The organism is Pseudomonas sp. A34-9, assembly GCF_029543085.1.
GTDB lineage: Bacteria > Pseudomonadota > Gammaproteobacteria > Pseudomonadales > Pseudomonadaceae > Aquipseudomonas.
In genome coordinates, this window is sequence record NZ_CP119967.1 from 6140338 (window position 1) to 6165218 (window position 24881).

23 protein-coding genes are annotated in these 24881 nt (G+C 60.2%); 14 read left to right on the forward strand and 9 right to left on the reverse strand.

Translation table 11 applies throughout. The features are described from left to right. Positions 1-55: 55 nt before the first annotated feature. Both P3G59_RS27610 and P3G59_RS27615 read right to left on the reverse strand, forming a co-directional pair. Complete coding sequence (locus P3G59_RS27610) at positions 56-910, reverse strand: sulfurtransferase (protein ID WP_277759714.1); 855 nt, start codon at positions 908-910, stop codon at positions 56-58. A gap of 32 nt (positions 911-942) precedes the next feature. Further along, positions 943-1614: a TetR/AcrR family transcriptional regulator gene (locus P3G59_RS27615; RefSeq protein WP_007913599.1), complete on the reverse strand. Its 672-nt coding sequence runs from the start codon at positions 1612-1614 to the stop codon at positions 943-945. A gap of 146 nt (positions 1615-1760) precedes the next feature. Here P3G59_RS27615 and P3G59_RS27620 point away from each other — a divergent pair, with 146 nt between their 5' ends. The 5 genes from P3G59_RS27620 (at position 1761) to P3G59_RS27640 (ending at position 6447) form a co-directional block, all read left to right on the forward strand. Then, positions 1761-3191, forward strand: coding sequence for a coniferyl aldehyde dehydrogenase (locus tag P3G59_RS27620; protein WP_277759715.1), 1431 nt, complete (start codon positions 1761-1763; stop codon positions 3189-3191). Between the two features lie 29 nt (positions 3192-3220). Beyond that, positions 3221-3766, forward strand: a complete 546-nt coding sequence (locus tag P3G59_RS27625) for a twin-arginine translocation pathway signal protein (protein ID WP_277759716.1) — start codon at positions 3221-3223, stop codon at positions 3764-3766. A 91-nt stretch (positions 3767-3857) separates the two neighbouring features. After that, complete coding sequence (locus P3G59_RS27630; protein WP_277759717.1) at positions 3858-5453, forward strand: GMC family oxidoreductase; 1596 nt, start codon at positions 3858-3860, stop codon at positions 5451-5453. Positions 5454-5568: 115 nt separating this feature from the next. After that, positions 5569-6048 carry a pantetheine-phosphate adenylyltransferase gene (gene coaD / locus P3G59_RS27635; protein WP_003229157.1) on the forward strand — a complete coding sequence of 160 codons (480 nt, stop codon included), beginning with the start codon at positions 5569-5571 and terminating at the stop codon, positions 6046-6048. 147 nt (positions 6049-6195) lie between these two features. Next, positions 6196-6447 (forward strand): YfhL family 4Fe-4S dicluster ferredoxin, encoded by a 252-nt coding sequence (locus tag P3G59_RS27640; RefSeq protein ID WP_003195146.1) that lies wholly within the window; start codon positions 6196-6198, stop codon positions 6445-6447. Between the two features lie 132 nt (positions 6448-6579). Here P3G59_RS27640 and P3G59_RS27645 read toward each other — a convergent pair whose 3' ends face one another. From P3G59_RS27645 to P3G59_RS27655, 3 genes are all read right to left on the reverse strand, one after another. Next, positions 6580-6903: a multidrug transporter gene (locus P3G59_RS27645; protein WP_277759718.1), complete on the reverse strand. Its 324-nt coding sequence runs from the start codon at positions 6901-6903 to the stop codon at positions 6580-6582. 69 nt (positions 6904-6972) lie between these two features. Continuing rightward, the gene (gene mutM / locus P3G59_RS27650; protein WP_007913582.1) at positions 6973-7785 is read right to left on the reverse strand and encodes a bifunctional DNA-formamidopyrimidine glycosylase/DNA-(apurinic or apyrimidinic site) lyase; all 813 of its coding nucleotides are present in this window, start codon (positions 7783-7785) and stop codon (positions 6973-6975) included. Between the two features lie 12 nt (positions 7786-7797). Continuing rightward, the gene (locus P3G59_RS27655) at positions 7798-8610 is read right to left on the reverse strand and encodes an HDOD domain-containing protein (protein WP_277762206.1); all 813 of its coding nucleotides are present in this window, start codon (positions 8608-8610) and stop codon (positions 7798-7800) included. Positions 8611-8838: 228 nt separating this feature from the next. On the opposite strand from P3G59_RS27655, the gene P3G59_RS27660 reads away from it, so the two are divergent. The 6 genes from P3G59_RS27660 (at position 8839) to ilvD (ending at position 16558) form a co-directional block, all read left to right on the forward strand. Then, entirely contained in the window at positions 8839-9378 is a 540-nt protein-coding gene (locus tag P3G59_RS27660) for a type 1 glutamine amidotransferase domain-containing protein (RefSeq protein ID WP_277759719.1), read from the forward strand. Between the two features lie 173 nt (positions 9379-9551). Continuing rightward, positions 9552-10748, forward strand: a complete 1197-nt coding sequence (locus P3G59_RS27665) for a class I SAM-dependent rRNA methyltransferase (RefSeq protein WP_093429813.1) — start codon at positions 9552-9554, stop codon at positions 10746-10748. Between the two features lie 438 nt (positions 10749-11186). Further along, a complete protein-coding gene (locus tag P3G59_RS27670; protein WP_277759720.1) occupies positions 11187-12260 on the forward strand; it encodes a SagB family peptide dehydrogenase in 1074 nt (357 codons plus the stop codon). Then, positions 12257-13234: a diiron oxygenase gene (locus P3G59_RS27675; RefSeq protein WP_277759721.1), complete on the forward strand. Its 978-nt coding sequence runs from the start codon at positions 12257-12259 to the stop codon at positions 13232-13234. The genes P3G59_RS27670 and P3G59_RS27675 overlap by 4 nt, the downstream gene beginning before the upstream one ends. After that, a complete protein-coding gene (locus P3G59_RS27680; protein ID WP_277759722.1) occupies positions 13227-14459 on the forward strand; it encodes a multidrug effflux MFS transporter in 1233 nt (410 codons plus the stop codon). Before P3G59_RS27675 ends, P3G59_RS27680 begins: the two co-directional genes overlap by 8 nt. Positions 14460-14716: 257 nt before the next feature. After that, a complete protein-coding gene (ilvD, locus tag P3G59_RS27685) occupies positions 14717-16558 on the forward strand; it encodes a dihydroxy-acid dehydratase (RefSeq protein WP_277759723.1) in 1842 nt (613 codons plus the stop codon). Between the two features lie 203 nt (positions 16559-16761). Here ilvD and P3G59_RS27690 read toward each other — a convergent pair whose 3' ends face one another. Then, positions 16762-17823 (reverse strand): haloacid dehalogenase-like hydrolase, encoded by a 1062-nt coding sequence (locus P3G59_RS27690; protein WP_277759724.1) that lies wholly within the window; start codon positions 17821-17823, stop codon positions 16762-16764. 242 nt (positions 17824-18065) lie between these two features. Between P3G59_RS27690 and P3G59_RS27695 the strand changes: the two genes are divergently transcribed. Further along, on the forward strand, positions 18066-19457 hold the full coding sequence (locus P3G59_RS27695; protein ID WP_116028425.1) for an L-cystine transporter: 1392 nt from the start codon (positions 18066-18068) through the stop codon (positions 19455-19457). A 110-nt stretch (positions 19458-19567) separates the two neighbouring features. Here P3G59_RS27695 and P3G59_RS27700 read toward each other — a convergent pair whose 3' ends face one another. Next, a complete protein-coding gene (locus P3G59_RS27700) occupies positions 19568-20080 on the reverse strand; it encodes a dihydrofolate reductase (RefSeq protein ID WP_277759725.1) in 513 nt (170 codons plus the stop codon). 85 nt (positions 20081-20165) lie between these two features. Between P3G59_RS27700 and P3G59_RS27705 the strand changes: the two genes are divergently transcribed. Both P3G59_RS27705 and P3G59_RS27710 read left to right on the forward strand, forming a co-directional pair. Further along, complete coding sequence (locus P3G59_RS27705; protein ID WP_277759726.1) at positions 20166-21539, forward strand: DUF2868 domain-containing protein; 1374 nt, start codon at positions 20166-20168, stop codon at positions 21537-21539. Then, positions 21532-22917 (forward strand): GTPase/DUF3482 domain-containing protein, encoded by a 1386-nt coding sequence (locus tag P3G59_RS27710; RefSeq protein ID WP_277759727.1) that lies wholly within the window; start codon positions 21532-21534, stop codon positions 22915-22917. Before P3G59_RS27705 ends, P3G59_RS27710 begins: the two co-directional genes overlap by 8 nt. 186 nt (positions 22918-23103) lie before the next feature. Here the strand turns inward: P3G59_RS27710 and P3G59_RS27715 are convergent, their stop codons facing one another. Together P3G59_RS27715 and P3G59_RS27720 are read right to left on the reverse strand one after the other, a co-directional pair. Beyond that, the gene (locus P3G59_RS27715) at positions 23104-23664 is read right to left on the reverse strand and encodes a phosphonate degradation HD-domain oxygenase (protein WP_277759728.1); all 561 of its coding nucleotides are present in this window, start codon (positions 23662-23664) and stop codon (positions 23104-23106) included. Further along, positions 23661-24797, reverse strand: coding sequence for a TIGR03364 family FAD-dependent oxidoreductase (locus tag P3G59_RS27720; protein ID WP_277759729.1), 1137 nt, complete (start codon positions 24795-24797; stop codon positions 23661-23663). Before P3G59_RS27720 ends, P3G59_RS27715 begins: the two co-directional genes overlap by 4 nt. Between the last annotated feature and the right edge of the window lie 84 nt (positions 24798-24881).

Consider the following 24881-nt stretch of genomic DNA (forward strand, 5'->3'; position numbering starts at 1 on the left):
CTGCAGGGAAATGCATTCCAATGCAGGGGCTGCCAAAGGCTGCGATCTTTTGATCTTATTCGCCGGTGGCAATACCGCGCGAAGGCTCGTTGATCCACTCACTCCACGATCCGGCATACAACGCAGCCAACGGATAACCCGCCAGGCACAATGCAAACAGGTTGTGACACGCCGTCACGCCGGACCCGCAATACGCAACCAGATCCGCAGGCGAACGCTCACCGAGCTTCGCGGCAAAACGCTGCTTGAGTTGATCCGCCGGCAGGAATCGCCCATCGCTGCCGAGGTTGTCAGTGAAGGCCGCACATTGCGCACCTGGAATATGCCCGGCAACTGGATCAATCGGCTCGACCTCGCCTTTGAAACGCGGCAAAGCCCGGGCATCGATCAACGTCAGTGCCGGTTGACCCAGCCGCTGTTGCAGTTGCTCGGCGCTGAGCAGCAAGCTCATGTCCGGCTGGCCACTGAAATGGCCCGTGGTGGTGGTCGGCGCATCCAGACTCAACGGCAAACCCGCCGCATGCCAGGCCTTGAGTCCGCCATCGAGAATGAACACGCCGTCACGCTTGCCCAGCCATGCCAGCAACCACCACGCCCGCGCGGCGTAGGCACCGGGGCCGTCGTCATAAAGCACCACATCGCTGTCATTGTTGATGCCCCACGCTTGCAGACGCTCGTTCAGCGCTGCCGGATCCGGTAGCGGATGCCGACCGGTCACGCCTTTGACCACTTTGCCGCTGAGGTCACGTTCAAGATCGGCGAAGCTCGCCCCGGCAATGTGCCCTTCGGCATAGCTGCGCTGACCGTAGTCCGGGTCTTCGAGGGCAAAACGACAATCGAGAATCACCAGCCCCGGCTGCGCCTTGCGGGCATCCAGTGCTTCGGGGCTGATCAGTTGCGCAATCGGCATAACGGGCTCCTGGGGGATTTCAACAGAACGGTTTATTTCACGTCTTCAAGGGCCTGGGCCAGCGGCACGTAGAACTCCTCGAACAACGCGTTGACCTCGTCTCGCGCCTGCTCGGTGACAAACCCGGCTTCCAGCACCAGCACCTGATACACGCCACGTTTAATGGCTTGCTCACTGAGGTGGTTGGAGTTTTCGCGGGTGGTGCACAGGAAGCGCACCCAGGATGTCAGGATGATCCAGGCATTGAGGGTCAGGGATTCGATCTGCACACGATCCATATCCAGGATTCCGGCAGCAACAAAACCTTCGTAGATCGCTGCGCCCTGAATCACGCAGCGCTGGGAAAATCGCCGATAACGGGCGGCCAGCTCCGGATCGCTGTCGAGCAGATGCTCGAGATCGCGGTGCAGAAAGCGGTAGCGCCACATCGCCGAGAGCAGTTCCTTGAGATAGAAACGCTTGTCCTCGACTGTTGCCGCGCGCCCCTGCGGCGGGCGCAGAAAGCTGTCGACCAGGCTTTCGTACTCACTGAACAACACGGCGATGATCGCCTGCTTGTTAGGGAAGTGGTAGTACAGGTTGCCCGGAGAAATCTCCATGTGGGCGGCAATGTGATTGGTGCTGATACTGCGCTCGCCCTGCTGATTGAACAGTTCGAGGCTGTTGAGCACGATACGCTCGCTGGTTTTTATTCGTGGGGCCATGGCTTGAGCTTTAATTCAGAGTGCGTTGAGGGGCATCTTACGACCTAACCGGAAATGGATAAAACACTGCTGTGCAAGGAAGTCATTTGACTTTCTAGAGCATAGACTCTAAAAAGTTCATCATTACAATAAATCCGGAGCAGACCATGACTGCCGACATTGCTTACCTGCAAACGCTGCAACAACCGCTGGCAGAGCTGGACCGGTTGTTCGAGGCACAGCGGGCCGCGTATGCCGCGAACCCGATGCCACCCGCCGCCCAGCGCCAGCAATGGCTCAAAGCGCTGAGCGATTTGCTGAGTAACGAGCGTCAGGCATTGATCGAGGCGATCAGCTCCGATTTCAGTCATCGCAGCGCCGATGAAACCCTGCTCGCCGAGCTGATGCCGAGCTTGCACGGCATTCATTACGCCAGCCGTCACCTCAAAGGCTGGATGAAAGCTTCGCGGCGCAAGGTCGGTATTGCGTTCCAGCCAGCGTCGGCGAAAGTGGTGTATCAGCCTCTGGGCGTAGTCGGCGTCATCGTGCCGTGGAATTACCCGCTGTATCTGGCGGTCGGCCCGCTGGTCGGCGCCTTGGCGGCAGGCAATCGAGTGATGCTCAAACTCAGTGAATCGACCCCGGCCACCGGCTTGTTGATGAAAGCGTTGCTGGCGAGAATTTTCCCCGAAGACCTGGTCTGCGTGGTGCTCGGTGAAGCCGACATCGGCGTGGCGTTCTCCCGCCTGCGCTTCGATCACTTGCTGTTTACCGGCGCCACCAGCATCGGTAAACACGTGATGCGCGCCGCCGCCGAAAACCTGACCCCGGTGACACTCGAACTGGGCGGCAAGTCGCCGGCTATCGTCTCCCGCGATGTGCCGCTCAAGGATGCTGCCGAGCGCATCGCCTTCGGTAAAACCCTCAACGCCGGCCAGACCTGTGTCGCCCCGGATTACGTACTGGTCCCGGAAGAGCGTGTGGGTGCTTTCGTCGAAGCCTATCGCCAGGCCGTGCAGGGTTTTTACCCGACACTGACCGACAATCCGGACTACACGGCGATCATCAACGAACGCCAACTGGCGCGGCTCAACGGCTACGTAAGCGACGCCACGAGCAAGGGCGCGCTGCTGATTCCGCTGTTCGAGCAGGGTCAGGGCCGGCGCATGCCGCACAGCGTGCTGCTGAATGTCAGCGACGAGATGACGGTGATGCAGGACGAAATCTTCGGGCCGCTGCTGCCGATAGTGCCGTATCAGGATCTGGAGCAGGCATTCGCTTACATCAATCAGAGGCCACGTCCTCTGGCTCTTTACTACTTTGGCTACGACAAACGCGAACAGACCCGCGTGCTGCACGAAACCCATTCCGGCGGTGTGTGCCTGAACGACACGTTGCTGCATGTGGCTCAGGACGACATGCCGTTCGGCGGCATCGGCGCTTCGGGCATGGGCCACTACCACGGTCACGAAGGTTTCCTGACCTTCAGCAAAGCCAAGGGCGTGCTGATTAAACAGCGGTTCAACGCAGCCAGACTGATTTACCCGCCCTACGGCACATCGATGCAGAAACTGATCCAGAAGCTGTTCATTCGCTAAACATTCGTCACCGCCGGGTAATAAAAATAATGCACCCAAGCCTGACCGAAACACCTGCACTGTCACGCCGTGGCCTGCTGAAATTCAGCCTTGGCGCCACGGCATTCCTCGCCACCGCCGGACTCGGCGCCAGCCTCAGCGGCTGCTCGTCGAGCGTCGCGGCCGACGGTTTTGTGGCGTTGCGCGACGGCGACCTGCTGTTTTTGCGCGCCCTGATTCCGGTGATGCTCGACGGCGCCGTGGCGGCCGAGAAAATGCCCGACGCCGTTGCTGGCACACTCAAGTCGCTGGACGACAGCCTCAATCACCTGTCGCCAGAAATGCTCAAACTCACCCGGCAGCTGTTCGACGTTCTCGGCATGGCGGTGACGCGCGGGCCACTCACCGGGATCTGGGGCAGTTGGGAAAATGCCAGCCCCGAGGCGATGCGGCATTTTCTTGATCGCTGGGAAAACAGCTCGTTGAGCCTGCTGCGCATGGGGCATAGCTCGCTGCAGCAGATGGTGATGATGGCCTGGTACACCCGCGCAGAATCCTGGGCGCATTGCGGTTATCCCGGCCCACCCACCGTTTGAGATCGGCGTCGCGACCTTCGCGAGCAGGCTCGCTCCCACAGGGGCCAGCCGCCACACCCTGCATCCAAAAATAATAAAGAGAACCTGATCGATGCCCGTACCCGACCCGTTCCGCGAAGGCCTCGCCCGAGGCTGGAAAACCTACAACGGCGCACAACTGACCGACGACCTGATCCTGGAAGCCGACGTGGCGATCATCGGCAGCGGCGCCGGTGGCGGCACCACGGCGGAAATCCTTAGTGCTGCCGGCTACAAAGTCCTGCTGATCGAAGAAGGCCCGCTGAAAACCAGCTCCGATTTCAAAATGCTTGAAGACCAGGCCTACAGCAGTCTTTATCAGGAAGGCATCGGCCGCATGAGCAAGGACGGTGCGATCACCATCCTCCAGGGGCGCGCGGTCGGCGGCACCACGCTGATCAACTGGACATCGAGCTTTCGCACCCCGGAACCGACCCTCGAACACTGGGCCAGGGAACACAACGTCAAAGGCCACAGCCCCGCCGAGATGGCGCCGTGGTTCGAGAAAATGGAACAGCGCCTCGGCGTTGCAGCGTGGATGGTGCCACCCAACGCCAACAACGACGTGATCCGCAAAGGCTGCGAGCAACTTGGCTATAGCTGGCACGTGATCCCGCGTAACGTGCGCGGCTGCTGGAACCTCGGCTATTGCGGTATGGGCTGTCCGACCAACGCCAAGCAATCGATGATGGTCACGACCATTCCGGCGACGCTGGAAAAGGGCGGCGAACTGCTTTATCTGGCCCGAGCGGAGAAACTGCTGATCAGCGGCGACAAGGTCACTGGCCTGCAATGCGTGGCGATGGACGAACGCTGCGTCGCGCCGACCGGACGCAAAATCACGATCAAGGCAAAGCATTATGTGTTGGCCGGCGGCGGCATCAACAGCCCGGCGCTGTTGCTGCGATCGGACGCCCCGGATCCGCATAAAAATTTGGGTAAACGTACCTTTCTGCACCCGGTGAACATGTCCGCCGCGCGCTTCGACGAAGTCATCAACCCGTTTTACGGGGCGCCGCAGTCGATCTATTCCGACCATTTCCAATGGAAGGACGGCACCAGCGGACCGATGGCTTTCAAACTTGAAGTACCACCGCTGCATCCGGCACTGGCAGCCACGCTGCTCGGCGGCTTTGGTGAGGAAAGTGCACAACACATGGCTGACCTGCCGCACACCCACGCCATGCTGGCCTTGCTGCGCGACGGTTTTCATCCGGACAGCACGGGCGGTGCAGTCGAGTTGCGGGGCGATGGTTCGCCGGTGCTCGACTATCAGGTTTCGCCCTACGCCTGGGAAGGCCTGCGCCGGGCCTTTCATGTCATGGCCGAAATCCAGTTCGCCGGCGGCGCAAAAGCGGTGATGCCGATGCACGCCGATGCCCGTTACGTGAAAACCCTGGCCGAAGCCCGCACCCTGATCGATGGTTTGAGCCTCGAGCTGTACCGTACACGGCTCGGCAGCGCCCACGTCATGGGCGGCTGCGCGATGGGCGAAGACCCGAAAAGCGCGGTCACCGACAGTCTCGGCCGGCATCATCAACTGGCTAATCTGTCGATCCATGACGGCTCACTGTTCCCCACCAGCATCGGCGCCAACCCGCAGCTGTCGGTGTATGGCCTGACCGCGCAACTGGCGACATCCCTCGCCGATCGGCTGAGAAACCCGTGAAAAAACCGATTATTGCCATCGTCTATAGTGCTTTCTTACCCAACAGGCGACTTGGCCGACCGGGACGGCTGCGATACCATCCGACTCCCCAACGGACTCCCGCCAGGACGACGCGATGAACCGAGTGTTGTACCCAGGTACCTTCGACCCTATTACCAAGGGCCATGGCGATCTGGTCGAACGCGCCTCGCGCCTGTTCGATCACGTGATCATCGCGGTCGCTGCCAGCCCGAAAAAGAACCCGCTGTTCCCACTGGAACAACGGGTCGAACTGGCTCGCGAGGTCACCAAACACCTGCCGAACGTGGAAGTGGTCGGCTTCTCGACGCTGCTGGCGCATTTCGCCAAAGAGCAGAACGCCAATGTGTTCCTGCGTGGTTTACGCGCGGTGTCGGACTTCGAATACGAATTTCAGCTGGCCAACATGAATCGCCAGTTGGCCCCGGATGTGGAGAGTCTGTTTCTCACCCCGTCCGAGCGTTATTCATTCATTTCCTCGACGCTGGTGCGGGAAATTGCCGCGCTGGGCGGCGATATCAGCAAGTTCGTCCACCCTGCCGTGGCCGACGCGCTGACCCTGCGCTTCAAGAAGTAGAAGCTGCCGCAGGCTGCGATCTTTTGCTTTTAAAAGATTGCAGTCTCGTGCCCTTGATCGCAGCAACGTGCACTGCGCCCGCCAATGCGGCACAATTGCGCGCATTGATTTATAGCGCCCGGGCCTGCCGCCCCGGCTGGAGTTAGCATGTCCCTGATCATCACCGACGATTGCATCAACTGCGACGTCTGCGAACCCGAGTGCCCGAACGCCGCCATCTCCCAAGGCGAAGAGATCTACGTGATCGACCCTAACCTGTGCACCCAGTGCGTCGGCCACTACGACGAACCGCAATGCCAACAGGTTTGCCCGGTGGATTGCATTCCGCTGGACGAAGCGCATCCGGAGACTGAAGAACAGTTGATGGAGAAGTACCGCAAGATTACCGGCAAGGCCTGATCTAACGGACTTGTAGCGCTCTTACGGGCCTCTTCGCGAGCAAGCTCGCTCCCACATTGAAATGCATTTCAAATGTGGGAGCGAGCTTGCTCGCGAAAGGGCCATCAGCTACACAGCAAATCCCTGATCCGCTCACTCACGCTGCTCAAACCCCTCCCCGATACACCCCAGACACCGCACAAAAGCAGCTTTCGCCGGATCCACCACCAACGCCTGCCCCGCATCGCCCACCCCGCCACCCAGCGCGGTAAACGGCAACGACACGACGAACGCGCCAGCACCAATCACCGTCGCCACCACCAATAAAGGTCGGGCAATCAGCAAGTCGCCGATCATCGCGTAGGCCGGGGGATTCTGGATGGTGTAGCGCGGATCACCGCTGCCATTTTCCGTGGCCTGGACAGCCAGACTGGAACACAGCAGCAGCGTGACAAAGAGGACTTGCAAGGATTTCATGGCACGATCCTTCGGGCTGAACGGTGAGACAACTCACTATAGACCGTAGGACTTTTTCAACTTTTTGCCTCAGCTCTGGCAGCGCGGGCAGAACACACTGGCCCTCTGACCGAGCTTCACTTCACGCAAGCCGGTGCCACAGACCTTGCAGTGTTCACCGCCACGGCCATAGACAAACAGCTCCTGCTGGAAATACCCCGGCTGCCCGTCACCGCCAATAAAATCACGCAACGTCGTACCGCCACGCTCGATAGCGGCGGCCAGAATGCGTTTGATCTCGATCGCCAGTTTCAGATACCGCCCCCGGGAAATCCCCCCGGCCTCACGGCGCGGATCAATCCCGGCGGCAAACAATGCTTCGGTCGCATAAATATTGCCGACCCCGACCACCACCGCGTTGTCCATGATGAACGGCTTGACCGCCATCGAACGCCCGCGCGACAGCTGAAACAAGCGCTCGCCATCGAACAGATCGGTCAGCGGTTCCGGTCCGAGGCGAATCAGCAATTCATGGTTGAGTGGATCATTGCTCCACAACATCGCGCCGAACCGTCGCGGATCGGTGTAGCGCAGCGCCAGCCCCGACTCCAGTTCAATATCGACATGTTCATGCTTGAGCGCCGGCAGACCGACTTCGACCAGACGCAAGTTACCCGACATGCCCAGGTGGCTGATCAGCGTCCCAACCTCGGCGTTGATCAACAGGTACTTGGCACGTCGTTCGACCAGTACGATACGCTGCCCCGACAGGCGCACATCGAGGTCTTCGGGGATCGGCCAGCGCAGCCGGCGGTCACGCACGATCACCCGACTGACGCGCTGGCCTTCCAGGTGCGGGGCAATCCCGCGGCGGGTGGTTTCGACTTCCGGCAATTCAGGCATGGCGTTCTCGGATCAATGCGCGCCGAGGTCGCGGATCGTTTGTTTGAGGGTTTCGAAGTCGTAATCCGACAGTCCTACATAGTCGAGTACCAGCGGCCCGACGGCGTTCCATTCAAAATCTTCGGTCTGGTTGCCCAGCACGCGATACGACGCGCAAATATGCTCGGCCATTTTCAGGATCGCCAGCAGGTTTTTCAGCTGGCTGTTGCGCGACGATTCATCACTGAAAATCGCCAGGGCGTTGTGGTGATTGGCGATGGCTGCGCTGACATGTTCCGGCAGGCGCCAGGACTTGGCGGTGTAGTAGCCGACCACGGCGTGGTTAGTGTTGAACTCGGCGTTTTCGGTATCCACCACACGGCATTCGGCGCTGGCATTGGCGTAAGCCTTTTCCAGCACCGACATGTAATTAGGGAAGCGTTGCAGCATCAACGGCACGCCGCAATCGTGGAACAGGCCCAAGGCGTAGGCCTCGTCGCCCGCCTGGGTGCCGATGCGCTTGGCCAGCGTCAGGCACGTCATCGCTACGTCCTGGGCGGTGTCCCAGAAACGATTGAGGGTGACGATGGTGTCGTCGTTCATTTCGCCCTTGATCGACTGTGCGTTGATCAGGTTGATGATCGAGCGACTGCCCAACAGGTTCACCGCGCGCTGAATCGAGGTGATCTTGTTGCTCAAGCCGTAATACGGCGAATTGACGATTTTCAGCAGCGAGCCGGACAGGCCTGGGTCCTGAGCAATCAGCTTGGCGATCACCTCCAGGTCCGGGTCGGGCATGTACTGCTCCATTTGCAGATCCACCATGATCTGCGGCTGCGCGGGCACACTGATGCCCTGCAGGGATTGTTGAATCTGTTCGGTGGTCAGCTCTTGGGACATAAGTACACACTCTGGGACAGGCGGCGATTCTAACCCCTAAAAACCGCAAGACGACACACCAGTGGGCAATTGTCAGGAACTTTCATTCAAGCCCAGGCTTCGGACTCTGTAATGCCCGACGGTTCATTGAGGTCCCGTGGGGCGGCTATTTCCAACAGACTCAGGAGCTTATCGATGGCCACTTCTCTCAACGGCAAGCGCGTCGCTTTTTTGGTAACCGATGGTTTCGAACAGGTTGAATTGACCGGCCCCAAGCAAGCCCTGGAACAGGCCGGTGCACAGGTCGATATCCTCTCGGCCGAGGAAGGCACGGTCAAAGGCTGGAACCACGACAAACCGGCGGACGATTTCCCGGTCGACCAGACTTTCCAGGCCGCCAGCAGCGAGCAATATGACGCGATCGTGCTGCCCGGCGGCGTGCAGAACTCCGACACTATCCGCATCGACCAGGACGCACAGCATCTGGTCAAGACCGGCACCTCGGCCGGCAAACCGATTGCGGTGATCTGCCATGGCAGCTGGTTGCTGATTTCAGCGGGGCTGGTCAATGGCAAGACGATGACCAGTTACAAGACGCTCAAGGACGATCTGGTCAACGCAGGTGTAAATTGGGTGGATCAGGAGGTGGTCAAGGACGGTCACTTGATCAGCAGTCGCCAGCCGGATGATATTCCAGCGTTCAACAAGGAGCTGATCGACGCGCTGTCGGCGTAGCTCTCAAGACCGCTTTCGCGAGCAGGCTCGCTCCCACAGCGCACTTGTGCCCGACACAAGACCAATATGGGAGCGCACCTGCTCGCGAAGGCGTCATCAGCGTTTCATCGCCGGCCAAGCCCGACACAAGTCGCAACACGGTATACTCCCGCTCTTTTTTCCGGAGCGACGTCATGTCCCTGCCTAGCTTGCGCCTCAAAGCCAACGCCGACCGTCGCCTGCGCGCCGGTCACCTGTGGGTCTACAGCAACGAAATCGATGTAGCTGCCACCCCGCTGCACGGCTTCAATGCCGGTGACCAGGCCATCCTCGAAGCCGCTGGCGGCAAGCCGTTGGGCATCGTGGCGATGAGCCCGAACAACCTGATCTGCGCCCGCCTGCTGTCGCGCGACATTAAAGTTGCGCTGGACAAATCGCTGCTGGTGCACCGCCTGAATGTGGCCTTGTCGCTGCGCGAGCGCCTGTTCGACAAGCCGTTCTATCGCCTGGTCTACGGTGACTCCGATCTGCTGCCAGGTCTGGTGGTCGACCGTTTCGGCGACATCCTCGTCGTCCAGATCGCCTCGGCGACCATGGAAGCGCATAAGGATGACGTGATCGCGGCACTGACCCAAGTGCTCAAGCCAAGCGGCATCCTGTTCAAGAACGACTCCGCCGCCCGTGATGCCGAAGGCCTCAACCGCTACGTCGAAACCGTGTTCGGTCTGGTGCCCGAGTGGGTGGCGCTGGAAGAGAACGGCGTGAAGTTCGAAGCCCCGGTCATTCAGGGCCAGAAAACCGGCTGGTTCTACGACCATCGCATGAACCGCGCACGCCTGGCCCCTTACGCCAAAGGCAAACGCGTCCTCGACCTCTATAGCTACATTGGTGGCTGGGGCGTGCAGGCTGCCGCGTTCGGCGCCAGCGAAGTGTTCTGCGTTGATGCTTCGGCGTTCGCCCTCGACGGCGTTGAGCGCAATGCCGCGCTGAACGGCTTCGCCGACAAGATGACCTGTATCGAAGGCGACGTTTTCGAAGCCCTGAAAGAACTGAAAGCCAGCGAAGAGCGCTTCGACGTGATCGTCGCCGACCCGCCAGCGTTCATCAAGCGCAAGAAAGACATGAAAAACGGCGAAGGCGCCTACCGTCGCCTGAACGAGCAAGCCATGCGCCTGCTCAACAAGGACGGCATCCTGGTCAGCGCGTCCTGCTCGATGCACCTGCCGGAAGATGATCTGCAGAACATCCTGCTGACCAGCGCGCGTCACCTGGACCGCAATATCCAGTTGCTGGAGCGCGGTGGTCAGGGCCCGGATCACCCGGTGCACCCGGCCATCGCTGAAACGCGCTACATCAAGAGCATCACCTGCCGCTTGCTGCCCAACAGCTGATCCATGCGGAAAAAGGGGAGCCAGCAGGCTCCCCTTTTTTTTGGCGCGCCCCCCTTCCTCCCCGCTATTTCCCAATAATTCCTACAAGTACTTTCTCGCTGACGTGCAGGATATTTCCTTACGCCCTTTAATTATCGAAACTTGGCCTACAAGTTTATTCGCGACTAAAGACCACTCCGACAAAATTACTGGAAATTTCCTACTTAATATCCCCTTGCCAATAATCCATTACAAACTATTATGAAGTTGTCACCACGAGGTGACTTCAACTTTAAATGAACAAGGAGTTCACATCATGAAACGTATTTCTCTGGAAAGTAAAAAAATCGCAAACCTGGCTTTTCTGGTTGCCCCTAAAGCCCGCTAAGTAAGTCAGGACGCTGGGAACTGCCGGCAACCCGGCGTCCTTTTGACTTTTTCCAGAGTGAATCGACAGACATGTACATCAACCCCTACTTATTTATATTGCCGCGCTCACCCGGGCAAATCGTGTGGAACTATAAAAACCACACACAGTACGAACTTGATCTGAATTATGCCAATCGACTTGCACAACTAATCCATAACCCGGGACTTTTCGACGCCCACAACATAATAGACACACAATTATTAAGCGCGGGCATTCTAACTGTTTCACAAATAGACAGTCCGCCATGGGGTTGGGATGAGCTGTCGAAGATTTATCACATCGGCACGCAAAATATTCCCTGCGAACATACCCCACAGAATATTCACGAATGGTCCAGACAATATCTGGCGCACTGCAACGAAGTACTGGCCACCCAACAGCCTGCTACAGATCGCCCGACGCCAGCACCCGCGCAGCGTATCGCCCTGCCTGCGCCGTGCGCTTTGAATGACGACCGTCTGGGAAATGTTCTGCGGCAGCGCAAAACCTGCCGTTCCTATACAGGTGCAGCGATAACGCTGAAGGACGTCGGCACCCTGCTCTACCTCGCCCTCGGCTATCTCCAGGAACGTGACCATGACCGCGACGACAGCATCGCCCAAGGGCTCGGCGCACGCCGCAGCAGTCCTTCCGCTGGCGGCCTGAACGCTTGCGAAGGCTTTCTGCTGGTGCAGAACGTCGATGGCCTGGAACCCGGCATCTATGCCTATCATCCGGCCGAACACACCCTGAGCCGGGTCAATCCGCTGCCTGAACCGGCGCTCGGCCACTTGCTCGGCGGGCAGCATTTCATCAACAACCTGCCATTGGGGTTGTTCATCACCGCCCGTTTCGACCGGCTCTGGTGGAAGTACGAACACTCGCGGGCCTATCGCATGGCTTTCGTCGAAGCCGGCCACCTGTCGCAGACCTTTCAACTGGTCGCCACGGCATTGGGCCTCAACACGTGGTTGACCGGCGCGTTTGCCGACCAGCAGGTCGAAGCACTCCTCAAGCTTGAGGGCAGTGCTGAACAACCGCTGTTCTTCGTTGGTTGCGGACAAAGCGACGGGCAAGTGATGTGTCACGAAATGCGCGAGCTGTTGCGCGAGGGGCAAGCATGACGCTGTCGATTGCCGCCCCGGATGAAGCGCCGGTGTGCTGGGCACTCAAATTCACCTTGGGGGACTGGGACAGCCGTGCCTCGGTGCGTAGCAGTACCCACGATTATCAATTGCCTGATGACGTGCCGCTGCAACTGCAAACCCGCCACTGGTTTCCACCGGCGTTTCTACCTTATCTGGCACACCCGGCTATCCAGGCGGCGGGGCGGGATGTGTTGCACCGACTGTCAGCCAATCACCTGGTGCACTTTCTCGATTACACCACCCTGCTCGAACACCGCATCGTCAACCGCGCCGTGGAAGTCATCGTGCACCACGAACTGCCCATTCACGTGCCTCTGGAAATGAAAAACGCCGCGCTGCAGCTCTACACCGACGAGGGTTATCACGCGTTGTTCTCCAATCGCCTCGCAGAGCAGATCGCCGCGTTTTACGGGTTCACCGGACGTCCGGTGATTGCGAAGCGCGTCACCCGCATGAACGCTCTGATTACCCGCACCCCGGAAAAGAACCGGGCACTGGCATGGTTTCTGCTCGGTTTCGTCTCGGAAACCATCATTGCCCGGGAGCTGCTGGACGTTTGCCGCGACAGCCTGGTATCCAGCGTGAGCGACATGCTGCGCGACCACCTGACTGACGAAGCCCGCCACAGTCGCTACTTCAGCGAAGTGTTCCATTATCTCTGGCTGTCGATGAACAGCCGCCAGCGTACGTTTGTGAGCAGAACACTGCTGGAGATCATCGGGATTTTTTTCGAGGCCGACGAAGTCTGGCTGCAACAGAGCCTGCGAGGAGCCGGCATCGCCGACAGCGACGTGATGGACATCGTCGGCGGCATGGCAACGGTGCTGGCCAATCGTGCTCGTGCGCGATCAGGTTCCATCGCTACGCTCGACGCACTGCGCAAGGCGGGTTTTTTCGCACTTGCCCATAACCAGAAGCTTTTTGCCAAGGCAGGACTGATCGATGGATAACGGACAATCCAAGACAACCACAAGACAGCGCCGCGCAGCTGTCAGCCTGTTGCTGGCCATGGTGCTGCTGGGCGTGTTTCCACTGGATGTTCTGCTTCCTTCATTTCCAGCACTCGCGGCGCACTTTCGCAGAACACCGGCAGACATCGCGCTGTCCATCAGCCTGTTCGCTGTGGGGATCGCGTTTGCTCAGGTGCTGATCGGCCCCCTCTCGGACGTGATCGGCCGCAAGGGCCTGTTACTCGCCGGCATGAGCGTATCGATGCTGGGTGCGCTCGGTTGCGTGATGACCTCCGATTACACGCTATTTCTCATATTCCGGGTGATGCAGGCCCTGGGATGTGGATGTTTCGTGCTGTCCCAGGCGCTGGTGCAGGATCTGTTCGAAGGTGAGGAACGCGACCGTTTGCGGATCCTGATGGTCACGGCCACCGGGATCTTCATCTCGGTGTCGCCGCTGGCCGGCACCTTTCTTCAGGCCTCACTCGGTTGGCGCGGCAGCTTCTGGGTGTTTACCGCGCTGGCCGCCACGGTGCTGATCAAAGCCTGGCTGTTTTTACCAAACAGCCGTCCGGCCTACAGCGGCACACGGCTCGGTTTCATTCAGTCTTACCGCCGCGTGCTGGGGGATTTCGAGTTTGTCGGCTACTGGCTGATTTCAGCGTTCGCTTTCGCCTGCCACTTCTCGTTCATCGTCATTTCGCCGCTGATTTTCATGGATCAATTGCAGCTCGCGCCCTACGATTTTTCACTGATCCTGCTGGTTTACGGTGCGGCCTATGTCGTCGGTGGCATCCTCGCCACCGTACTCAATCGACGGATCACTCCTCCCCAGCAAGTCTTCACCGGGCTAAGTCTGATACTGCTGTCGGGGCTAACGATGCTGTACCTGGCAGCCAATCACGGGTTGGCGCCAGCCACTGTGTTGATCCCGATGTTGATCTGCACGGCGGGCACCACCATTGCCCGCCCCGCCGCCACCTCCCGGGCCATGGGCCTGTTTCCTGAAAACGCCGGGACCTCGGCCTCGGCGGGCAGCACGATCATCTTTATTTGTGGTGGGTTTATCAGCGCGTTGATCAGCCTCAGCCCAGCCAATCTGCAAACGACGCTCGGCTACAGCTTTGTGTTGCTGAGCGCGATAGCGCTGGTGCTCAACAACAGGCTCAGCCGCCGCGCCGCAAACGTTGAAGCCAATGCCGCTGTACAGGCCGACGGTGATTAAACCCGCCGGTCGTCATTCCATATACGCCGTCTGGACTGGAACAACACTTTGCGCCATTCCCTCCAGACGCCAGCGGTGTAGAATCGGCTGATTCATCGCCATTCATCCCCCGGCGGGTTTATGAGCTCAGGCTGAGACCAGCGGCGATCCCGCAACGTCATCGGCAACTTCACGGACACACGGCCATTTCTGAGTGTTCCAGACGTCAATAGAAGCTCACTCCCCTTTGATACCTGATTAGCCGCCCGGAGTGCTCCATGCCAGATTACCGTTCAAAAACATCCACCCACGGCCGCAACATGGCCGGTGCCCGCGCATTGTGGCGCGCCACGGGGATGAAAGATGACGACTTCAAAAAGCCGATCATCGCCATTGCCAACTCGTTCACCCAGTTCGTACCGGGCCACGTACACCTGAAGGATCTGGGCCAGCTGGTCGCCCGCGAAATCGAACGCGCCGGTGGCGTGGCCAAGGAATTCAACACCATTGCCGTCGATGACGGCATCGCCATGGGCCACGACGGCATGCTCTATTCGCTGCCGAGTCGCGAGATCATCGCCGACTCCGTCGAGTACATGGTCAACGCCCACTGCGCCGACGCCATTGTCTGCATTTCCAATTGCGACAAGATCACCCCGGGCATGTTGATGGCTGCCTTGCGCCTGAACATTCCGGTGATCTTCGTTTCCGGCGGCCCGATGGAAGCCGGCAAGACCAAACTCGCTTCCCATGGCCTCGACCTCGTCGACGCCATGGTGATCGCCGCCGACGCCAGCGCTTCTGACGAGAAAGTCGCTGAGTACGAGCGCAGCGCCTGCCCGACCTGCGGTTCGTGCTCCGGCATGTTCACCGCCAACTCGATGAACTGCCTGACCGAAGCCCTCGGCCTCGCATTGCCGGGCAACGGTTCGACCCTCGCTACCCACAGCGACCGCGAACAACTGTTCCTGCAGGCCGGCCGCACCATCGTCGAGCTGTGCAAGCGTTACTACGGCGAAAACGACGAATCGGTGCTGCCGCGCAACATCGCCAACTTCAAGGCGTTCGAGAACGCGATGATGCTCGACATCGCCATGGGCGGTTCGACCAACACCATCCTGCACTTGCTCGCTGCCGCCCAAGAGGCCGAGATCGATTTCGACCTGCGCGACATCGACCGTCTCTCGCGCAGCGTTCCACAGCTGTGCAAGGTTGCGCCGAATATCCAGAAGTACCACATGGAAGACGTGCACCGCGCTGGCGGCATCTTCAGCATTCTCGGTTCGCTGGCCCGTGGCGGCCTGCTGCACACCGACCTGCCGACCGTGCACAGCCGCAGCATGGAAGAAGCCATCGCCAAATGGGACATCACGCAGACCACCGATGAAGCGGTACACCACTTCTTCAAGGCTGGCCCTGCCGGTATCCCGACGCAGACGGCGTTCAGCCAGTCGACCCGTTGGGAAACCCTCGATGACGACCGTGAAAACGGCTGCATCCGCAGCTTCGAACACGCCTATTCACAAGAAGGTGGCCTGGCCGTGCTGTACGGCAACATCGCCCTCGACGGTTGCGTGGTGAAAACCGCCGGTGTTGACGAATCGATCCACGTCTTCGAAGGCAACGCGAAGATCTTCGAAAGCCAGGACAGCGCCGTGCGCGGCATCCTCGCTGATGAGGTGAAGGAAGGCGACATCGTCATCATTCGCTACGAAGGTCCGAAAGGTGGTCCGGGCATGCAGGAAATGCTCTACCCGACGTCGTACCTGAAATCCAAAGGCCTGGGCAAAGCCTGCGCGCTGCTCACCGACGGGCGTTTCTCCGGCGGTACTTCCGGCCTGTCCATCGGCCACGCTTCGCCTGAGGCTGCGGCCGGCGGTGCGATCGGTCTGGTGCAGGATGGCGACAAGGTGCTGATCGACATTCCGAACCGTTCGATCAACCTGTTGGTCAGCGACGAAGAACTGGCTGCACGCCGCGCCGAACAGGACAAGAAAGGCTGGAAACCGGTCGAGATCCGTCCACGCAAGGTGACCACCGCCCTCAAGGCCTACGCCCTGCTGGCAACCAGTGCCGACAAAGGTGCTGTGCGTAACAAAGCGATGCTCGACGGGCTGTAAGGCTCATCCGTCGCGTATAAAAATGCCCCGCCAAGTGCGGGGTATTTTTTTGCCTTATCGATCGTTCCCACGCTCTGCGTGGGAATGCCTGAAGGGACGCTCTGCGTCCAGTGACGCGGAGCGTCACGGGCTGCATTCCCACGCAGAGCGTGGGAATGATCAGCCTGCAGAGCGAGCCTGCTCGCGATGAAGGCGACTAGGTGTTACTGGATTTCCTCTGGTTTGACGATCACCCAGTTCTTGTCCGCCGTCACCGGCAAACCTTCCTTGGCCTGCGCCGCCGCGTGCTTGGCCATCATGCCGTTCAACTGCGTCATGTATTTGTCCTTGCGGTTGATCCACAAGTGAATCCCGCCCTTGGCCACGTCAACATCGTGGAACAGCATGTAACCGTCGCTGGTCGGCGTATCGCCACCCACCAGTACCGGTTTTTTCCACTCGTCGATGTAGGTGAGGATCGCCGCGTGCTTGCCGGCCATCCACGTCGCCGGGGTCCACAGGTACGGGGTCAGTTCGAGGCCAAGGTTGGCCTTCTCGTCATATTTGCCGGCCGTGATCTGTTTGCGCGCAGTGGTCAGCTCATTGGTTTCGCGATTCTTCAGCAGCGTGGTCACGCCAATGACGTTCTGCGGTTTGACGTTGTAGCCGTACTTCGGATCCGCTGCGACCATACGCACCAGTTCTTCAGAAGCAGCGGTCATCACGTAGACCTCGATGCCGTTCTCCATCAACTTGTTGTACAGCTCAACCTGGCCGGTGAAGATTTTCGGCGGCTGCACGTCGAGGTTCTTCACCACATCGCCTTCGTAATAGGTCGCCGGCACCGGTTTGCCCGAGGCCATCAGTTCATCGACGTAGCCCTTGAGTTCCTTGAGAGTGAAGCCCGAGAACACCTGCGCCACCCACGGGTAGCAGACCATGTCGTCGACTTCGCAGAGGCGATAGTAGTAACTGAACAGGCTTTCCTTGTGGTCGGCGGTGTCCTTGAACGGCATCAGTTTCAGGGAAGGGTCGAGTTTGTCGCGGGTGATCAGGCCCTTGTTTTCCATGAACGGCAACAAGGACTCTTCGAGGTCGTAGCGGTAACTGGTGTTGTCCATGTCGAACACCGCGTAGTTACCCTTGTTGGCATTGGCGGCGATCATCGCATCCAGCGCCTTGGCCTGATCGGCCGGCCAGTGTTTCAGGTCGGTGGCGAACGCCTGAGTAGCCAGGCTCATGCCCAACGTCAGTGCGACAGCCAGAAATTTCGGTGCGAACTTCATAAGCCTCTTCTCCCTGATTCAAAGAGATCGACGCTAACAAATAAGTGTGACAGTCCTCGTCTGTCCACGACCGCTAAGGCGCCTATTTGCGCCAGCTGCATTGCCGAGAGCGACACAGGCTTATTCCAAAAACGACGGACACCCTGCGATTTCGGTATTAAATCATTGCAAATCAAACTGTTAGGCTTGCCGGTTCGCAGTTGCCCAAGAATGCGACTGGCATACGTCTTATCGGAGTTTTCATGAATCTGCCGCTGATCCTCAATCTGCTGGTGTTCCTCGCCCTGCTCTTCGGTCTGGCGCAAACCCGCCACACCACGTGGAGCCTGGCGAAAAAAGTCCTGCTCGCGCTGGCGATGGGCGTCGCGTTCGGCGTGGCCCTGCACACTGTTTACGGTGCCGGTAACCCGGTGCTGAAAGCCTCGATCGGCTGGTTCGATCTGGTCGGTAACGGCTACGTGCAGTTGCTGCAAATGATCGTCATCCCGCTGGTGTTCGCCTCGATCCTCAGCGCCGTGGCGCGCCTGCATAACGCTTCGTCGCTGGGCAAGATCAGCTTCCTGACCATCGGCACCCTGCTGTTCACTACCGCGATTGCGGCGCTGATTGGCATCGGCCTGACCAACCTGTTCGGCCTCACCGCCGAAGGTCTGGTCGCCGGCACCCAGGAAATGGCCCGTCTGCAAACCATTCAGACTGACTACGCCGGCAAGGTTGCTGACCTGAACGTGCCGCAACTGCTGCTGTCGTTCATCCCGCAAAACCCGTTCGCCGATCTGGCCCGGGCCAAGCCGACTTCGATCATCAGCGTGGTGATTTTCGCCGCGTTCCTCGGGGTCGCGGCGCTGCAACTACTCAAGGATGACGTCGAAAAAGGTCAGAAAGTGATCAACGCCATCGACACCCTGCAAGCCTGGGTAATGCGTCTGGTGCGTCTGGTGATGAAGCTGACCCCTTACGGCGTACTGGCGCTGATGACCAAAGTGGTCGCCGGTTCCAACCTGCAGGACATCATCAAGCTCGGCAGTTTCGTCGTGGTCTCGTACTTGGGTCTGGGCCTGATGTTCGTGGTTCACGGTTTGCTGGTGTCGGCGGCCGGGATCAACCCGCTACGTTTCTTCCGCAAGATCTGGCCAGTGCTGACGTTCGCGTTCACCAGCCGTTCCAGTGCCGCGAGCATTCCGCTGAGCATTGAAGCGCAGACCCGTCGTCTGGGGATTCCGCAATCGGTGGCGAGTTTTGCCGCATCGTTCGGCGCGACCATCGGCCAGAACGGTTGCGCCGGTCTGTACCCGGCAATGTTGGCGGTGATGGTTGCGCCGACTGTTGGTATCAACCCACTGGATCCGCTGTGGATCGCGACGCTGGTGGCGATTGTGACCTTGAGTTCGGCGGGGGTTGCCGGTGTCGGTGGCGGCGCAACGTTCGCGGCGCTGATCGTGCTACCGGCGATGGGCCTGCCGGTGTCGCTGGTGGCGTTGCTGATTTCGGTTGAGCCGCTGATTGATATGGGCCGCACGGCGTTGAACGTGAGCGGTTCGATCACGGCCGGTGCGATTACCAGCCAGGTGATGCAGCAGACCGATAAAGAACTGCTGGATGCCGATGAGCATGCGGAGTTGGCGCAGGCTTAACCCAAGATGATCGTTCCCACGCTCCGCGTGGGGATGCAGCCCGTGACGCTCCGCGTCACCTGGACGCGGAGCGTCCGTTAAGGCATTCCCACGCAGAGCGTGGGAACGATCTATGCGCGCTCCCAAACCTCGAAGTTGTACGCGGGCTTATCTTCAACCGCCGGGTTTTCAACGTTCGACACCAGTTTCCACTGGTGCAAATCAAACTCCGGAAACCACGCATCGCCTTCCGGGCTCAACGCCACACGGGTCAGGTACAGACGATCCGCATCAGCCAGCCCTTGCGCATACAACTGCGCGCCACCAATCAGCATCAACTCATCGACGCCCTGCGCTTTCGCCCATTCCTCGGCGCGAACCACCGCTGCTTCCAGCGACGGATAAACTTCCGCACCTTCAAGCACCAGATCGGTCTGACGGCTGACCACAATGTTCAAGCGACCCGGCAACGGCCGACCGAGCGAATCCCAGGTCTTGCGCCCCATGATGATCGGCTTGCCCAAGGTCGTAGCCTTGAAGTATTTGAAGTCCCCCGGCAGGTGCCAGGGCATGCTGTTGTCGACGCCGATCACGCGGTTTTCACCGAGGGCTGCGATCAGGCTGAGGGGGAGTGATTTAGTCATGCCGGCGAGGATACCAGAGCCGCGCTTACCCCGATAAGCGCCACAGCGGTTATGCTCTTCAATCAATTAAGCGACGGGACGCCGCGTGACTGAACTGACTCCACTGCAAAACCTCTGGCTGACCGAGACCGTGCGCCTGCGCGAAGAACACGCAGGCCCATTGGATGATCTGGAAGCCAACCGACTGGCGCGCACGACCGGCGGTGATCTGCCGAGCCGTATTCAACGCAGGGCGTTATGGCTGGCCGAACGTGACGGGCTGACGGCAGCACTCAAACACTGGCTGCAAGGCGCACGTCTGGCGCTGGTGTTGCTGATGATCTTCGCGGTGTTGAGCGGCGCCGGTCTGGCCTTCGCCGCACTCGGCCAGACACCGGTCAACGTGTTTTGGGCCTTGGGCAGTCTGCTCGGGCTGAACCTGATTCTGTTGCTGAGCTGGTTGCTGGGATTGATCTTTGCCGGCGAACACGGCGCCACGCTCGGACGATTGTGGTTATGGCTGAGCGAAAAACTCGCTCGCGATGCCAAAGCCGCGCATCTGGGGCCGGCACTGCTCTTGATGCTGCAACGCAAGAAACTCAATCGCTGGGCGCTCGGTACGCTGGTCAACGGCTTGTGGTTGCTGGCGATGCTCAGCGCATTGATTCTGCTGCTGACGCTGATGGCGACCCGGCGCTACGGCTTCGTCTGGGAAACCACGATTCTCAGCGCCGACACCTTTATCCACGTCACCCACGCGCTCGGCTATCTGCCGTCGCTGCTCGGTTTCAACGTGCCGACGGTGGAGATGATCCGCGCCAGCGGCGACGGCGCGCTCGACATCGAAAGCGCCCGACAGGCCTGGGCGACCTGGCTGGTCGGCGTGTTGGTGGTGTATGGCGTGCTGCCGCGTCTGCTGCTGGCACTGTTATGTTTCTGGCGCTGGAACAGCGGCAAATCCGCGCTGCGCCTGGACTTGAACCTGCCCGGCTATGCCCAACTGCGTGAACGCCTGATGCCGACCAGCGAACGCCTCGGCGTCAACGACCCGGAGCCGGCGCAGCTGCACCGCGTGGCAAGCAGCGTCGGCGAACTCGCCAGTGAAGGCGCATTACTGGTCGCCATCGAACTCGACGAACAACGCCCATGGCCACCGGCATTGCCGAAAAACGTCAGCAACGCCGGCATCCTCGACAGCCGCGAATCACGCCACAAACTCCTCGAACAATTGAGCCGTTTCCCGCCAGCACGGCTGGCGATTGCTTGCGACCCACGGCGCTCGCCGGATCGCGGCAGCCTTGCCTTGATCGCCGAACTGGCGCGCAACGCCGGCGAAACCCGTGTCTGGCTGCTGCAAGCGCCGCCGGGCGAAGCACTGGATGCCGAACGCCTCGGCGACTGGCACGTCGCGCTGCAACAGCTTGATCTGACGTTTGCCGATTGCGCGCCGCTGAACTGGCTGGAGACTGGCCATGACTGATGCCTGGAAAGCGCCGTTGAAACTCGCGGTGGTCGGCCACACCAACGTCGGCAAGACCTCACTGCTGCGCACGTTGACCCGCGATGTGGGCTTCGGCGAAGTCTCCCATCGCCCGAGCACTACCCGACATGTCGAGGGCGCGCGGTTGTCGGTAGACGGCGAGCCGCTGCTTGATCTCTACGACACACCGGGGCTGGAAGACGCCATCGCCCTGCTCGATTTTCTCGAACGTCTGGAGCGCCCCGGTGAACGCCTCGACGGCCCGGCAAGACTGGCGCGGTTTCTCGACGGCAGCGAGGCGCGACAGCGTTTCGAGCAGGAAGCCAAAGTGCTGCGGCAACTGCTCGCCTCCGATGCGGGCTTGTATGTGATCGACGCCCGCGAACCGGTGCTGGCCAAGTACCGCGATGAACTGGAAGTGCTTGCCAGTTGCGGCAAACCGCTGCTGCCGGTGCTGAATTTTGTCAGCAGCGCCAACCATCGTGAGCCGGATTGGCGCGAGGCTTTGGCCCGGCTCGGATTGCATGCGCTGGTACGTTTCGACAGCGTGGCGCCGCCCGAGGATGGCGAGCGACGGCTGTATGAAAGCCTCGCGTTGCTGCTGGAAAACGCCCGCCCGCAACTGGAGCGGTTGATTGCCGATCAGCAGGCCCAGCGCCTCGCCCGGCAGCAAAGTGCGGCGCGATTGATCGCTGAGTTATTAATCGACTGCGCCGCGTGCCGACGCAGTGTGGTCAGCGAAGCGGCGCAGGAACAGCAAGCCATCAGCGAACTGCGCAAAGCCGTACGCCAGCGCGAGCAAAAATGCGTCGAGGCATTGCTCAAGCTCTACGCATTTCGCCCGCAGGATGCGGCGGCCAGTGATTTGCCGTTGCTCGATGGGCGTTGGGGCGATGACTTGTTCAATCCGGAAACCCTCAAGCAACTGGGTGTGCGGGTCGGTGGCGGAATCGCCGCAGGCGCGGCGGCGGGGGCTGGCGTCGATTTGTTGGTCGGCGGGATTACGCTCGGCGCTGCAGCGTTGGCTGGCGCGATTGCTGGCGGTGCGCTGCAAACGGCGCGCAGTTATGGCAGCCGCCTGCTCGGCAAGATCAAAGGCCAGCGTGAGCTGACGGTGGATGACGCGGTGTTGCGGCTGTTGGCGTTGCGCCAGCGCCAGTTGTTGCTGGCGCTGGATCAGCGCGGGCACGCAGCGATGGACGCCGTTCAAGTGGCGACGCCGCAAGACAAGACCTGGCGCGAGGGCAAGTTGCCCGAGGCGCTGAGCAAGGCGCGGGCGCATCCGCAGTGGTCGTCGTTGAATCCGCAGGCGAAGTTGAATCAGGCGGAAAGGCAGGAGCAGATTGAGGGGCTGGTTGAACGGGTGCTTGAGCTTTAGATCGCTACCCCCTCACCCCAGCCCTCTCCCCCAAGGGGTAGAGGGGAAAGGGAGCCGATCTTCAAGCTTTCCAAACCTGAGCTCGACTGGATAACTCAGGTCGATGTATCACCTGAGAACAACTCCGTAGGCTCCCTCTCCCTCCGGGAGAGGGCTGGGCGGGCGGCGATCCGATGAGGGCAGCAATCACTCAGCCGACAACAAAACTTCAGCCTTGCGCTTGAGAACTACTAGATCAATCACCGGCACCGCCGTCTCCTTCGCCAGCTCATCCCACTGGCGCATCCGCAGGCTGACCGCACACAACGGATCCCGCTCAAACACATCCGCCTCAGCCTCGGTCATCACCCCGCCCTGATATTCCAGCGTCCGCCGACTCGCCTCACTCAAGCGGGCGAAATACCCCGGCTCACGCAACGTCAGATACCGCTTGGCCTGCACGTGATATTCCACCAGCCGCGCCAACCGCTCGCTGAAACCGGCCTCACGCAAATAATCCGCGCCCAGCCGTTCATGGCTGACCACGCCATAGCCGCCCATATTTTCCGCGCCCTCGGCACACAAATGACCGATGTCGTGGAAGAACGCGGCGAGCACCACTTCATCATCAAAACCCTCTGCCATCGCCAACTGCGCGGCCTGAGACATGTGCTCGATCTGCGACACCGGTTCGCCGATGTAATCGCGGGTGCCGAAGCGTTCATACAACCCGAATACCCGCGCGATGACTGGTTCATGACCTGTCATGCAATTTCCTCCAGCAATTGCGCAACATTGCGCTCGGCCATCGCCGGACCAACGCTCATGCCGACACCAGTGTGCATCAGCGCCACACTCAATCCCGCTGCCGGGCGCAGCAACGAAAACGGCCCCGGCCCCCGGGAACCATAGACGCCTTGCCAGCGCTCGAGCACTTGCACCTTGCAGCCCAGCGTCTGTTCGGCCAGTTCCAGCATCCAGTTGTCCACTTGCTCGGCGTTGAACGGTGAAGGGTCGCTGCCGTAGTGGTGCGAGTCGCCGATGATCAGTTCGCCGTACGGTGTCGGGCTGATCAGCAGGTGGATGCCGTTGTCGTGCAGGTGCGGTTGTTCACGCAGGATCTGCGCCTGCACTGCCGCTGCTTCCGGCAGATCGGCGAAGGCGCCGTAGTGCACGCAGCTCAGGCCGGTGAGCAAGGCGTGCTGCAGATTCAGCGCGATCTGCGGTTTGGCGCGGAGCATTTGCAGGCGACAGATCTGCGGGTCGAGTGCGGCAATCGGCTCGGCCAGCAGGGTTTGATAATCGTGGCCGGAGCAGACGATGATCTGTTTAGCGGTGAACGAGCCGGCAGTGCTGTGCAGGCGCCCAGGTTCGACGTCGCGCACCAGCGTCGAGAAGTGAAACTCGACGCCGAGGTCGCGGCGCAGGTAGTCGATCAGTGCCGGAATCGCTTCGCGTGAATACAGCTGTTGATCGTCAATGCCATGAAGGGCGGCACGGTGGTGGCTGAACTGGCCGCTGTACAGATCGCGCAGTGCTGCGCCGCGCAACAGGTCGACGTTGTAGCTGTGTTCAACCGCACGGCCGGTACTGAAGGCTTCGAGCAGGTGTTCTTCGGCTTCGGTTCTGGCGAAGAGGTACGAGCCGTTGCGCTTGATTTGCAGGCCGGCGAGTTGCGCCCAGTCGCCCCATATCTCGCGGCTGGCCTTGGCCAACTCCAGCATCGGGCCGGGGGGCTGGCCGGTGACCAGCGCCTGGCCGAAGTTGCGCACCGACGCGCCGAGGGGTGTGGCGGTGCGTTCGAAGACGGCGACCTTGAGGCCGCGTTTGGCGGCGGCGTAGGCGTGAGACAGGCCGAGGATGCCGGCGCCTACGATGAGCAGGTCTTTGGGTTGTGTCATCTGGATGATGTCCTGCATGGGAGACCGCTTTCGCGAGCAGGCTCGCTCCCACAGGGGATTTTTGGTGCCCACGGACTTTGTGTT